The following is a 13,345-nucleotide window of genomic DNA, read 5'->3' on the forward strand; positions in this document are numbered from 1 at the left end:
TTGATGGAAGACGTTAAAAAATGGTTTACACCTTATCCAGAAGCCTACACTCATGACATTCACATCGAAGATATTTCACTATTTGATATGCTGAAAGAAACAGCCGAACGTTATCCTGCTCATACGGCAACGCGCATGTATCAGCATACGTTAACGTACCAGGAGCTGTATCATTCAGTTCGCATATTTGCAGGAGCACTACAGAAAAAAGGGATTAAAAAAGGAGATCGTGTAGCAATTATGCTGCCAAACTGTCCGCAATATATAATAAGCTATTTCGGCATTGTAGCAGCGGGCGGCATTGTTACTCAGGTCAACCCTATGCTTGTCGAACAAGAGCTAGAGCATATTTTAAACGATTCCAGGGCAAAAAAAATAATTCTGCTCGATGATTTTTATACGAGACTTCAAGAGATAAGAAACCGCGTTGATATAGAAGAAGCGATAACTGTAAGCTTACAAAAACCTTTTGTTCCTGCATCACCAGACCTTTCCTTCCTAGATTTTTTAACCATAAAACATGAATTTAATCAGCCGGTTATCCATCCATCACACGATATTGCTGTTCTTCAGTATACGGGAGGAACGACCGGACCGTCTAAAGGTGCGATGCTTACACATACAAACATTTACACGAACGCAGTTCAATCATACGAAATATTTAAGCATGATATTGAATTAGGAAAAGAAAAATGCTTAACCGTTATTCCATTGTTTCACGTATTTGGCATGACTTCCTGTATGCATTTATCAATTCTTTGCGGAAATGAAATATTGCTATTGCCGCGTTTTGATTTGGAAGAAGTACTAAATACAATAAAAAAAGAGCAGCCTAGTATTTTTCCTGGCGTGCCAACTATGTATGTTGCTATTACCAATCATCCTCATGCAGAAGAATACAACATCGAAAGTATTCGTATCTGCAACAGCGGCAGTGCGCCGATGCCTGTTGAGCTGATGAAAGAATTCGAACGAAAAACGGGTGCTAAAGTGTTAGAAGGGTACGGGTTATCAGAAGCCTCTCCTGTGACCCACTGCAACCTGCCGTTTTGTGAGAGAAAGCCAGGTAAAGTCGGGCTTGGCGTTCCACAAACTGCTTATAAAATTGTTGATGTGGCTACAGGAACAAAAGAACTGCCAAGAGGAGAGCTTGGAGAAATAGTAATTAAAGGCCCTCAAGTTATGAAGGGCTATTGGAATCAACCTGAAGAGACGGCTCACGCGCTTAGAAACGGCTGGCTGTACACAGGAGATATTGGACAGATAGATGAAGACGGGTATTTATCCATTGTTGATCGCAAAAAAGATATGATTATTGCGAGTGGTTTTAATGTGTACCCTCGAGATATTGAAGAAGTTTTATATGAACACAGCTACATTAAAGAAGCCGTTGTAATTGGTGTGCCGCACCCTTACAGAGGGGAAACAATTAAAGCGATTTTGGTAGTGAAAGAAGGGAAATCTCTTTCCGAAGAAGAGCTTACTTCTTATTGTCGACAGCACCTTGCCGCTTACAAAATTCCGCGAATCTTTGAGTTTCGCGCTGAGCTCCCTAAGACCAATGTAGGAAAAATTTTGCGACGGGCACTGCGAGAAGAAGTGGTGAAAGAAACGATGTAAATAAGCTGAACATAAACAAACTTTTTCAAAAGCTCCCTCTAAGCCATGGTATAATTTGTGAAAATGAGAAAAGACAGAGAGGGTTTGACGATGAAAGATTTGATGATGGAACGAAGCATTCAGCTTTTTGCTCAAAAAGGTTTCAAAGAAACGTCGATTCAAGATATTGTAAATGAATTAAACGTCACAAAAGGAACGTTTTATTATTATTTTAAAAGCAAACAAGAGCTTTTAATGGACATTCACCTTCAATATATTGAAAGATTAATAGAAAACCAAGAGGCGATTCTTGCAGATAAGACAACATCTTATCCAGAAAAGCTGCACAGTATTATCTTTAAACTTGTTCATGATATTGAGAAAGAAGGTCTTCGAGCTAAAGTGTTTTTTCGAGAGATGCGTCATTTGAGTGAAGAACACTTAGAACAAATCATTCCAAAGCGCGATCGTTTTAAAGAAAACGTACAGGAAATTATTGAAAAAGGCATGGAAGCAGGGCAGTTCCGTTCAGATTTGCCTTCAGATATCGTCACGCTAGGCATATTAGGAATGACAAATTGGAGCTATTTTTGGTTTCAGCCGGATGGTGAAAAGACAGATCGAGAAGTTGCGGCTATTTTTTATAAGATGCTGATGAAAGGTATTGAGTCATAGGAGCTGCTGGGCTAGACAGTGCTCGTAAAAGGCGGGAAAGTACAAGCTCTTTCTCTCCTTTTATATTAAAAGGAGGTTATAACATGAATAGTAAAGATATACAGCGTATTGCTGTTATTGGAGCAGGACAAATGGGACATCAAATCGGTATGCTTTGTGCACTCGGAGGATATGAAACAATTATTCAAGATATGAATGAACAATCACTCATTGATGCGAAAAACAAGCTGGAAGCAATTATAGGCAAGTGGGTTCATAAAGGAAAAATCTCTTCTGAGGCTAAAGAAGCCGCATTTCGAAGATTGTCTTTTACAAACACATTAAAGGAAGCGGTTTCGAATGCTGATTTTGTAATTGAAGCTGTGGTAGAAAAGTTAGATGTAAAACAAAGTGTCTTTAAAGAAATAGATGAGTACGCACCAAGTCACGCCATTTTAGCATCGAATAGTTCAACAATTGTTAACTCGCTTATTGCAAGTGCAACAAACCGTCCAGAGCAAATCGTTAACATGCATTTCTTTTTCCCTCCCCTTGTAATGGACTGCGTAGAAGTTGTGATGAGTGAAAAGACAAGTGAAAAAACAGCTCAAACGACAATGGACGTTTGCAAGCAAATTAATCGCACAGCAGTCCTTTTGAAAAAAGAAATCTCAGGTTTTATTGCTAATCGAATTTTAGGAGCGTTGCAAAAAGAAGCCGTTTTTCTTTATGAAAATGGATACGCAGATTTTGAAGATATTGATACGATTTGCAAAAAAGCACTCAATCACCCGATCGGTCCTTTTGAATTGATGGATCTCTCGGGAATTGACGTCGGATATTTTGTGATGCAGCAGCGCTATAGCGAAACGAGGGATCCAGAGGACAAGCCAGCTGCGTGTATTGAAGAAAAAGTTCAAAAAGGCGAGCTTGGACGTAAAACAGGAAAAGGTTTTTACACATACCACACACAAGGAGTGAAGTAATGATGAAAAAATTTGTACGTGTTGAAAAAGAGGGAAAAACGGCAATTGTAACGATTGATAACCCGCCTTTAAATGTAATGAGCCAGACTGTTGTGCAGCAGCTTGAAGAAACGTATGAAGAGCTTAGTAAAGACCCTGATGTCATTACAATCATTTTAACAGGAGCGGGCGATCGGGCGTTTATGGCTGGAGCTGATATTAAAGAGTTTCCTCAGTTAATGGGGCAAAGCGGCATTAAAGAAGAATTTATGAAAACCCATCGTGTTTTGCAAAAACTTGAAAACATTGAAAAACCAACAATTGTCGTGTTAAACGGTTTAACGTTTGGAGGAGGATGCGAACTTTCACTAACCGCTGATATACGTATTGCCGAAGAACATGCTCAAATCGGTCTTCCGGAAGTGAAGCTCGGATTGTTTCCTGGAGGCGGCGGCACTCAGCGTCTTCCACGAGTAATTGGCGTTTCTAAAGCTAAAGAGTGGATGTTTGCCGGCAGTCCTGTTTCTGCAGAAGAAGCGCTTCATGCAGGCTTTGTCAATCATGTCACGCCTAAAGGAAAAGGGCTTGAAAAAGCAAAAGAGCTGGCTAAGAAATTTAACCGTCACTCTCTTCCGTCACTTTCTCGAATTAAGACAGCGGTAAACGAAGGAATAAATCGTACATTATCTGAAGGTCTTGAACTTGAAGCAGAGCTGTTTGAAGAAGTCTTTCAAACAGAAGATATTAAAGAAGGAGTATCAGCATTTATTGAAAAGCGTCCCGCTGTTTTTTCACATAAATAAAGGAGGAGAAGATCATGTATGAAACACAGGTCAAAGTGCGCTTTTGCGAAACAGACGCACTCGGTCACATTAACAATACGAGCTATTTCATTTATTTAGAAGAGGCCCGGATTGCTTTTTTTGAAGAAATGGGAGCATCCATGCATACAGAAAAGTGGGAGTATATTTTAGCCTCTACTAAATGTGATTTTGTTGCGCAAGGTTATTTTAATCAAGTGCTAATGATTAAAACCTTTGTATCTAATGTCGGCAATAAAAGCTTTACAATTGGCCATGAAATTACCGACAGCAAGACGGGGTCGCTTATTGCTAAAGGAGAAGCTGTCATCGTGTACTTTGATTTTGATGCACAAAAAAGCGTTTCTATTCCAGCAGACATTAAGCAGTTTTTGATGAATTATAAAGTAGCTGTTTAACTATAAAAAAGCAGGTGGTAAAAGAATGTCACAAATCATTCCCGTACGAAAAGGAGAGGAATTAAACACGGAAAAACTGCATCAGTTTCTCCGTGTTTCGATTTCTGATTTACCTAAAGAGCCTCTTTTAATCAAGCAATTTGGATCAGGTGCGTCCAATTTAACCTACGCTCTTTCAGTCGGAGAGTGGGAGGCGGTGTTGAGACGCCCTCCCTTTGGACTAGTTGCGCCAAAAGCGCATGACATGCAAAGAGAATACAAGATTTTATCTGTTTTATCGAAGTCTTTCCCTCTCGCTCCTAGGCCGTATGTGTTTTGTGAAGATGAGACGGTGGTCGGGAAACCCTTTTTTTTAATGGAGAGAAAGCACGGTGTTCTCATCGACACAGCGTTTCCAGAAGACGTGAAAGGAACTAGCGAACTTTGCCGTCGTATTTCAGAACAAATGGTGGATGTCCTTGCTCAGCTTCATGATGTTCCTTATAAAGGTACGCTTCTTGAAAAAATCAGCAAGCCCGAAGGATTTTTAGAACGTCAGGTACACGGCTGGATTCATCGTTATGAAAAATCAAAAACAAGTGACATACCGGAAGTAGAAGCCCTAAAAAAATGGTTGACTACACACATCCCCACTACACAGCATTCGACCATTATTCACTATGATTATAAGCTTAACAATACGTTATTTTCACCGGATGGAAATAAAATTGTAGGATTATTTGATTGGGAAATGACAACCGTTGGAGACCCGCTTGCCGATTTGGGAGTGGCGCTGAGCTACTGGATGGAAGACAGCGATCCTGAACTTTTAAAAAGAGGACTCGGAAATCCACCTGTTACTGTGCAAAAAAGCTTTTATTCCCGTCGAGATTTTGTAGAAGCATACGCTAAAAAAAGCGGACGGGATGTTTCACACATTGACTTTCACCTGAAGTTTGCGTACTTCAAACTTGCTGTCATTTGTCAGCAAATTTATTACCGCTATAAAAAAGGCCAAACAAATGATAAACGGTTTTCACAATTTGGAGATTATGTAAAAACACTAATTATTCATGCTCTGCACACAGAACGGGGACATATATGAAAAGAAAAGTTCACGTAATACTAAAAAAAGAAGAGCTTCTTGCCAAAAAGCTAGAAGGAAAAACGGTTGTTATATTTGACGTCTTATTAGCTACGTCAACAATTGCCGCTGCTTTACAGCAAGGAGCAAGAGAAGTTATTCCAGTAAAAAACGAAGAAGAAGCGCGTAAAAAAGCAAAAACGTACAAGCCTGATGATATTGCGCTTGTAGGCGAATATAGAGGGAAAACGATTGAAGGCTTTTTTGATCCGAATCCCAGCACATTAAAGCAGCATGTTCAAAATAAAACAGTTATTTTGTCCACGACTAACGGAACCGTAGCCATTCATAACGCTGAAAAAGCCAGCCATGTATATACAGCTTCGCTTTTAAACGGAGAAGCGGTTGCCAGTTCTGTTTGTCAACCAAGTCAAGATGAAACTGTTTTATTAGTTTGTTCAGGTTCATCCGATCGCTTCTGTTTAGAAGATTTGTATGGAGCGGGGTACTTTATAAGCTGTCTGCTGCAACTAAAACCATTTCATTTAACGGATGCTGCAAAAGCCGCACTGCTTTTATATGAGGCTTATGAGCATTCACCTGTTGAAATATTGAAGCGCTCAGCCGTAGGAGAAATGCTCACTCAGTATGGATTTCTAGAAGAAATTGGCTTTGTAAGCCGAAAAAACGTCTATTCCGTAGTTCCTAAGGTAGTGAAAAAAAAGCTAGTAAACGGGGAGGAAACGATATGTCTGAAATGAAAACCGAAGCAAAAGGCGGAGCATTTTTACTAAAAAAAACATCTGCGGATCACGTCTATACACCCGAAGACTTAACGGATGAGCATCGTATGATTGCTCAAACAGCAAAGCAGTTTATTGAAAAAGAAGTAGACCCTTACCATAATGACATTGAGCAGCAGGATTTTAATAAAGTAGTAGAATTGATGCACAAAGCAGGCGAGCTTGGACTTCTTGCTCACAGTATTCCAGAAACATATGGAGGACTAGGTCTTGACAAAGTAAGCAAAGGACTCGTCGGTGAAATCATTGGCCGGACAAGTGGATATGGAGTGGCTCATTCTAATCATACATGCATTGCAACACTTCCTATTACGTATTTTGGCACCAAGAAGCAAAAAGAAAAATACTTGCCTAAATTGGCAAGCGGTGAATATATTGGCGCCTACTGTTTGACAGAGCCAGAAGCTGGTTCTGATGCTCTTGCAGCCCAAACAAAAGCCGTATTAAATCCTAAAAAAACGCATTATGTATTAAATGGAACGAAGCAGTACATTACCAATGCTGCCTTTTCAGATACGTTCATCACATATGCAAAAGTAGACGGAGAACATTTTACCGCTTTTATTGTAGAGAAAGATTTTGAAGGACTATCTCTTGGGCCAGAAGAAAAGAAAATGGGAATCAAAGGCTCGTCTACTCGCCCGGTTATTTATGAAGATTGTTTAGTACCCGTAGAAAACGTACTTGGACAAGTAGGAAAAGGTCACTTGATTGCGTTGAACGTCTTAAACCTTGGGCGTTTTAACTTAGGTTCTGCATGTATGGGCGCAGCGAAATATGCGTTTGAACTTGCTTTAGGTTATACAAAAGAACGCAAGCAGTTTAAAACAGCTATTGCAGAATTTAATGCTTCAAAAGAAAAGATAGCAAAAATGGCAGCTCGTATTTTTGCATCTGAATCTATTCAGTACCGTACAGCTGGTTTACTAGAAGAGGCACTTGGCGGCTTATATGAAAGTGAAAATCATCAGTTAGTAGCTAAACAGCTGGCTGAATTTGCAATGGAATGTTCAGTTTGTAAAGTGTACGGATCGGAAACCCTTGATTTAATTGCCGATGAATCGCTGCAGCTTCATGGAGGCGCAGGGTTTATTCAAGAATATAAAATAGAACAAGTATATCGTGACTCACGCATCAATCGTATTTTTGAAGGCACAAATGAAATCAACCGCCTTTTGCTTCCAACTCAGCTTCTAAAAAAATCAGCCAAAGGAGAAATAGAGCTGAGCAAACAAGTAGAACATGCTGTTAGTGAATTGATGAGCGGTCAGTGGGAAATATCTTCAAATGAACTTCTAGCAAGAGAAAAGCAGGCGGTTATTACAACAAGACATTTATTTCTTGCTTTGTTAGGAACAGCATTCCAAACGTTTAACGCCAATTTAGCACAAGAACAAGAAACGCTGATGAAGCTCGCAGAAATTGCTGTTGGACTATTTGCCATAGAGTCATCTGTGCTGCGCGCGGAAAAAGCCGTAATCAGAAATGGAGAAGAAAAAGAAAAGTTAAAAAGCAAGCTGACAGCAACCGTTGTCAGTGAAACGCTATTTGAAATTGAAAAGCAGGCTCGACAATTAATAAACGGGATGTTAACGGGTGAAAAACACCGACAATACCGTACAATTCTTGGGAAATGGATGAATGATTTGCAAAGTGAAGGAGAGTTCACGCGCAATCGAGATATTGCCCGTGAATTTATCGACAGCGGGCGATATGTTGTATAAGGAGGGATATTATGCGTTTTGAAGGGCAAATAGCTGTTATTACAGGAGCTGGAAGCGGCATTGGAGAAGCGACCGCTCAGAGAATGGCGAAAGAAGGAGCTCGCGTCATTCTTGTCGGGCGAACGAAAGAAAAGCTAGTACAGGCTGCATCGTCTATTGACACACGGTGTGAACGAAAATGCACGGATATTTTCCCAGCTGATGTAACGAAAGAAGAAGACGTCAAAGAGCTTGCTGAGTTTATAAAAGAAAAGTACGGACAAATTCATTTATTAATTAATAACGCAGGCGGATCAGTTAATTCAACCATCAAAGAAACAACGCTTGAACAGTGGAAACACGTGCAGGACGTCAATTTAACAAGCGTATTTCTTGTTACAAAACATTTGATTCCTTTTTTAACTGAAGAAATAGGAGGAAATCGATCTATTGTTAACATCGCTTCTCTTTCAGGACATAAAGCAGGTGCACAAATCCCTCACTACAGCGCTGCTAAAGCTGCTTTAATTAACTTTACAAAAGCAATGGCGTTTGAGTTAGCTCCCTGTGGAGTCAGAGTAAACTCTGTGTCTCCTGGATTCGTAGAAACACCTTTAACGCAGCCTGGACTTGAAAATGAGCGCTTCACTAAGGCAATCGAAAAAAATACGGCTTTAAAACGTGTAGGTAAACCAGATGAAATTGCAAATGTTATTGCTTTCGCAGCGTCTAAAGAGGCATCTTATATGACGGGAAGTGATTTATTAGTAGATGGCGGGTGGCTTATCGTTTAATGCAAATTAAAGAGGAGGGAATCCGAATTATGAGTGATTTAGTAGTAGAAAAGCAGGGGACTATTTTATCTTTAACGTTAAATCGGCCGGATCGTTTAAATGCATTCAGTGAGGAAATGATTGAAAAGTTAACAGCTGAAATAAAACAGGCGCAAAGCGATGAGTCTATTAAAGTGGTTATATTAAATGGAGCAGGGCGCTCGTTTTCTGCCGGAGGCGATGTAAAAACGATGGGCCAAGCATCCGGATCTGATGTTTATGAACATATCGGCCGTTTAAATGAATGTATTTTAGCGATGCAAAATCTAGAGAAGCCAATTATTTCAGCAGTTCATGGATTTGCAGCAGGAGCGGCTTTTAATTTAGCTCTCGCTTCTGACTTTATCATTGCGTCAGAAGAAAGTCGGTTCGTATTAAGCTTTTCTCAAGTTGGATTGATTTCAGACGGAGGAGGCCTTTACTTTCTTACAAAGGTCGTTGGTCCCCATAGAGCGAAGGAACTATTATTTTTAGGAGAGCCTATGGATGCCGACACGGCTTACAAAGCTGGTTTTTTAAACCGTGTAGTACCGTTAAATCAGCTGAAAGATGAGGTCACATCCTTTGCAAGTCGCTTATCACAAGGACCAACCAAAGCGTATGGAAAAATGAAAAAAATTGTCAACGATTCCTTTCATTTAACATTAGAACAAGTCCTTGAACAAGAAAGGCTAACGCAAGTTCTTATGGTAGAAACAAGAGATCATCAAGAAGGAATATCTGCGTTTAAAGAAAAAAGAAAGCCACTATTTCAAGGGAAATAAGAGGAGGATATAAGATGAAAGCCATTCAATTTACGCAGTACGGAGGACCTGATGTTCTTCAAGTGATCGATATTGCACGCCCTGTACCAAAAAAGAAAGATGTGCTCATTAAAGTTGCGGCAATCGGCGTTAATTACGCCGACGCTGCGCGCCGTGAAGGAGCATACGTAGTCGAAACACCGCTTCCTTTTATCCCAGGTTCTGAAGTTGCGGGCGAAGTGGTTGAAGTAGGCGAGGATGTAAAAGGGATAAAAGTAGGTACAAAAGTCGTGACGCTGCTGGGATCTAATCGAGCAACAGGATACGCTGAGTACACGCTGGCAGATTCAAGAGGCCTTATTCCGTTGCCGGAGAATGTGGATTTAACACAAGCGGTTGCTTTGCCTCTTCAAGGACTCACGGCTTATCATATTTTAAAAACAATGGGTCGCCTTGAAAAAGGAGAAACCGTCATCGTTCATGCGGCAGCAGGCGGTGTTGGAACCTTAGCTGTTCAGCTTGCCAAAATTTTTGGAGCTGGAAAAGTTATTGCTACAGCGAGCTCCAAAGAAAAGCTTGAGCTTGCAAAAAATCTCGGAGCTGACGAAGCGATTAACTATACAGAAACAGGCTGGGAAAAACAAATTTTAGAAGTGACGGAAGGAAAAGGAGCCGATATTATTTTAGAAATGGTAGGAGGGCATATATTCTATGAATCTCTTCAATGTCTTGCACCATTTGGGCGCCTCGTTTTTTACGGAATGGCTAGCGGAAAACCTGTAAAATTCAACCCCGCCCGCCTGATGGAAAAAAATCAATCGGTTCTCGGCTTTTTCTTACCTCAAATGATGGCAAAACCAACACTTTATCAGCAAAGTTTGCATGAGCTATTAAACTACGTAAATTCCGGTCAGTTAAAATTAATGCTGGGCGGCACATTTTCACTTGATGAAGCGGCAGATGTACATCGTCTGCTTCAAGGAAGAAAAACGACCGGAAAATTAGTGTTAGTTCCTTAACAAAACAGCTTCCGTCTCTAATAGGGATGGGAGCTGTTTTGGTTTAAAAAATTGGCTTTCACCTGCCAGATTTTTAAAAATCGCTTAATAATTTGGCATAAAAATCAATGCTTTTTACTAATTTCTTCTATATTTTAACACTGGCATGGAAGTTGCATAATAAGTGTTTGAACATATAAAGGAGGAATTGAATATGGTGAGAAATGGAACGGACCGCGTGAAGCGGGGAATGGCGGAAATGCAAAAAGGCGGCGTTATCATGGACGTGATCAATGCAGAACAGGCAAAAATTGCAGAGGCAGCAGGGGCTGTTGCTGTTATGGCGTTAGAGCGTGTTCCAGCTGATATTCGTGCAGCAGGCGGCGTGTCTCGTATGGCAGACCCAACAATTGTTGAAGAAGTGATGAACGCTGTATCCATTCCAGTTATGGCGAAAGCTCGTATTGGCCATATTGTTGAAGCACGCGTGCTAGAAGCAATGGGTGTAGACTACATTGACGAAAGTGAAGTACTCACTCCAGCTGATGAGGAATATCATCTTAACAAAAGTACATTTACGGTTCCATTTGTATGCGGATGCCGTGATTTAGGGGAAGCAGCAAGACGAATTGGTGAAGGTGCCTCGATGCTTCGTACAAAAGGCGAACCAGGAACAGGAAACATCGTCGAAGCAGTGCGTCATATGCGCCAAGTAAACGCTCAAGTACGTAAAGTTGTAGGCATGGATGAAGACGAGTTAATGACAGAAGCAAAACTATTAGGTGCGCCTTATGAGCTATTACTGCAAATTAAACGTGAAGGCCGCTTACCGGTTGTAAACTTTGCAGCAGGCGGCGTAGCAACACCCGCGGACGCAGCGTTAATGATGCAGCTTGGAGCAGACGGTGTGTTCGTTGGATCAGGAATCTTTAAATCAGACAACCCTGAAAAATTTGCGCGTGCAATCGTGGAAGCAACAACGCATTATCAAGACTATGAACTCATTGCAAACTTATCAAAAGGATTAGGAAGTGCAATGAAAGGAATTGAAATTTCATCATTATTACCAGAAAATCGTATGCAAGAACGCGGCTGGTAATGAGTAATAACTTTTAAACTTAGTTAGGAGAATGATTATGGGGAAATATACGATAGTCGATAAAGAAACGTGTATTGCGTGCGGTGCATGCGGAGCTGCGGCACCTGATATTTATGATTACGATGATGAAGGAATTGCGTTCGTTATACTTGATGATAATCAAGGCACGGCTGAAGTGCCCCAAGAGCTGGAAGACGATTTAATAGATGCGTTTGAAGGCTGTCCAACAGAGTCCATCCGTATAGCGGATGAAAAGTTTGATGGAGACTCGAATAAATTTCAATAAAGCCGAATAAATAAAAAAATAGAAAGTTTTTTTAAAAGAAAAGAAGGATTTTGTCTAGAAAAGGCGAAATATTAGTTGTGTAAGAATATATCTTTTTAAAAATGAAAGCACTTACATAACTAAAAGAAAATGAGTTAATCTCATTTGACCTTTCAGAATTATTAGTGTAAAAGTGCGGAGTAATTAAATAGTTTTTAAAAGGAGATTAAGGGGCATGCAAATACTGAATACAGTCATTGTGACAGGATATGCAAAAGCTCCACAGGGAACTTCCATGTATGAAATGTATAAGCATGCGGGAATTGTACTAGAAGTGGATCTGACAGAGCATAAAATTGTAAATGCTGAGTTTACGTTTATTACGGAGCTGACGCAAAATTTTTTCCGGAAGCTGCTTATTGGTTACTGCCTTGCAGATGGAATTGAACCTCTTATTGAACGTATTCAAAACTATTATTTTGCTCCATCTCAACAGGCGATTATCGTAGCGCTTCAGGCTGCAATCCAACGTTACTGGGATAATGTGAATCAAAAAATTACATAGCGTTTGGTTAGAATAAAGTGAGAAGACAACCTCTTTTCATGGTCTTATTAAAACCAAGCAGATACACACACTTTACAAAGAGTGGGGACATCCCTGTTTCTTTGGGAAGTCATTGTATCCTGCTTGGTTTTTTTCGCGTAAAGCGCTGTGAAATATAAAAAGAAAAGGAGGAAACAAAATGAACAAAATCATCACGCGCGAAGAAGCAATAGAAAAAATAACAGATGGCGCACGCATTATGGTAGGTGGATTTGGTCTCGTTGGAAGCCCGCTTAGTCTGATTGAAGCGATTGCCAAATCAAACCTTAAAGATTTAGAGATTATTAGTAATAACCTCGGTGAACCTGGAAAAGGATTAGGTGTATTGGTTCAAAAAAAACAAGTAAAAAAAGCCATAGGTTCTTATTTTACTTCCAACCCTGAAGTTGTACACGCTTATCAACAACAAGAACTCCAAGTGGAGCTCATCCCGCAAGGAACAATGTCCGAGGCTATTAGGGCAGGAGGAGCAGGCATCGGAGGATTTTATACGCCTGTGAGCGTAGGGACTCAGCTTGCGGAAGGAAAAGAAGAACGAGTATTAAAAGGAAAGAAATATGTTTTGCAAGAATCGCTGCACGCAGATGTAGCTCTAATAAAAGCTAAAAAAGCAGATCGACTCGGAAATCTTATTTACAGTAAATCAGCAAGAAACTTTAATCCAATGATGGCAACGGCTGCTGATATCGTGATTGCTGAAGTAGAAGAAGTGGTTGAAGTTGGACAGATTTCTCCTGAAGAAATTGTAACTCCTCATTTATACGTCACTTATATCGTAATGAAAGGAGAACAATAAG

At 40.3% G+C, this 13,345-nt stretch carries 15 protein-coding genes; all 15 read left to right on the plus strand.

The features are described 5' to 3' along the window. Positions 1–3: 3 nt before the first annotated feature. The 15 genes from LJC66_RS11920 (at position 4) to LJC66_RS11990 (ending at position 13,344) form a co-directional block, all read left to right on the plus strand. Positions 4–1,620: a long-chain-fatty-acid--CoA ligase gene (locus LJC66_RS11920; protein WP_230932620.1), complete on the plus strand. Its 1,617-nt coding sequence runs from the start codon at positions 4–6 to the stop codon at positions 1,618–1,620. Positions 1,621–1,710: 90 nt separating this feature from the next. After that, the gene (locus tag LJC66_RS11925) at positions 1,711–2,274 is read left to right on the plus strand and encodes a TetR/AcrR family transcriptional regulator (RefSeq protein WP_098658399.1); all 564 of its coding nucleotides are present in this window, start codon (positions 1,711–1,713) and stop codon (positions 2,272–2,274) included. A gap of 83 nt (positions 2,275–2,357) precedes the next feature. After that, on the plus strand, positions 2,358–3,239 hold the full coding sequence (locus tag LJC66_RS11930; protein WP_116373059.1) for a 3-hydroxyacyl-CoA dehydrogenase family protein: 882 nt from the start codon (positions 2,358–2,360) through the stop codon (positions 3,237–3,239). Then, on the plus strand, positions 3,239–4,021 hold the full coding sequence (locus tag LJC66_RS11935; protein ID WP_025751917.1) for an enoyl-CoA hydratase: 783 nt from the start codon (positions 3,239–3,241) through the stop codon (positions 4,019–4,021). The genes LJC66_RS11930 and LJC66_RS11935 overlap by 1 nt, the downstream gene beginning before the upstream one ends. A 14-nt stretch (positions 4,022–4,035) precedes the next feature. Beyond that, positions 4,036–4,437, plus strand: a complete 402-nt coding sequence (locus LJC66_RS11940; protein ID WP_013057057.1) for an acyl-CoA thioesterase — start codon at positions 4,036–4,038, stop codon at positions 4,435–4,437. A gap of 25 nt (positions 4,438–4,462) precedes the next feature. Continuing rightward, positions 4,463–5,521, plus strand: coding sequence for a phosphotransferase family protein (locus LJC66_RS11945; RefSeq protein ID WP_230932621.1), 1,059 nt, complete (start codon positions 4,463–4,465; stop codon positions 5,519–5,521). Beyond that, positions 5,518–6,261, plus strand: coding sequence for a 2-phosphosulfolactate phosphatase (locus LJC66_RS11950; protein WP_230932622.1), 744 nt, complete (start codon positions 5,518–5,520; stop codon positions 6,259–6,261). The genes LJC66_RS11945 and LJC66_RS11950 overlap by 4 nt, the downstream gene beginning before the upstream one ends. Continuing rightward, on the plus strand, positions 6,249–8,027 hold the full coding sequence (locus tag LJC66_RS11955; RefSeq protein WP_230932623.1) for an acyl-CoA dehydrogenase family protein: 1,779 nt from the start codon (positions 6,249–6,251) through the stop codon (positions 8,025–8,027). The genes LJC66_RS11950 and LJC66_RS11955 overlap by 13 nt, the downstream gene beginning before the upstream one ends. A gap of 11 nt (positions 8,028–8,038) precedes the next feature. Next, positions 8,039–8,800: an SDR family NAD(P)-dependent oxidoreductase gene (locus LJC66_RS11960; protein ID WP_195693923.1), complete on the plus strand. Its 762-nt coding sequence runs from the start codon at positions 8,039–8,041 to the stop codon at positions 8,798–8,800. Between the two features lie 29 nt (positions 8,801–8,829). Then, positions 8,830–9,603 (plus strand): enoyl-CoA hydratase/isomerase family protein, encoded by a 774-nt coding sequence (locus LJC66_RS11965; protein WP_308201947.1) that lies wholly within the window; start codon positions 8,830–8,832, stop codon positions 9,601–9,603. Positions 9,604–9,617: 14 nt separating this feature from the next. Beyond that, positions 9,618–10,601 (plus strand): quinone oxidoreductase family protein, encoded by a 984-nt coding sequence (locus LJC66_RS11970; protein ID WP_075419904.1) that lies wholly within the window; start codon positions 9,618–9,620, stop codon positions 10,599–10,601. A gap of 193 nt (positions 10,602–10,794) precedes the next feature. Beyond that, entirely contained in the window at positions 10,795–11,679 is an 885-nt protein-coding gene (pdxS, locus tag LJC66_RS11975) for a pyridoxal 5'-phosphate synthase lyase subunit PdxS (protein ID WP_029321789.1), read from the plus strand. A gap of 37 nt (positions 11,680–11,716) precedes the next feature. Then, positions 11,717–11,965, plus strand: a complete 249-nt coding sequence (locus LJC66_RS11980; protein ID WP_013083172.1) for a ferredoxin — start codon at positions 11,717–11,719, stop codon at positions 11,963–11,965. A gap of 214 nt (positions 11,966–12,179) precedes the next feature. Then, positions 12,180–12,509 (plus strand): DUF3870 domain-containing protein, encoded by a 330-nt coding sequence (locus LJC66_RS11985; protein WP_013057066.1) that lies wholly within the window; start codon positions 12,180–12,182, stop codon positions 12,507–12,509. 178 nt (positions 12,510–12,687) lie between these two features. Continuing rightward, entirely contained in the window at positions 12,688–13,344 is a 657-nt protein-coding gene (locus tag LJC66_RS11990; RefSeq protein WP_043982486.1) for a CoA transferase subunit A, read from the plus strand. The last annotated feature ends 1 nt before the right edge of the window (position 13,345 follow it).

This window comes from Priestia sp. TSO9, assembly GCF_021029645.1.
In the GTDB taxonomy this organism is placed as follows: domain Bacteria; phylum Bacillota; class Bacilli; order Bacillales; family Bacillaceae_H; genus Priestia; species Priestia megaterium_E.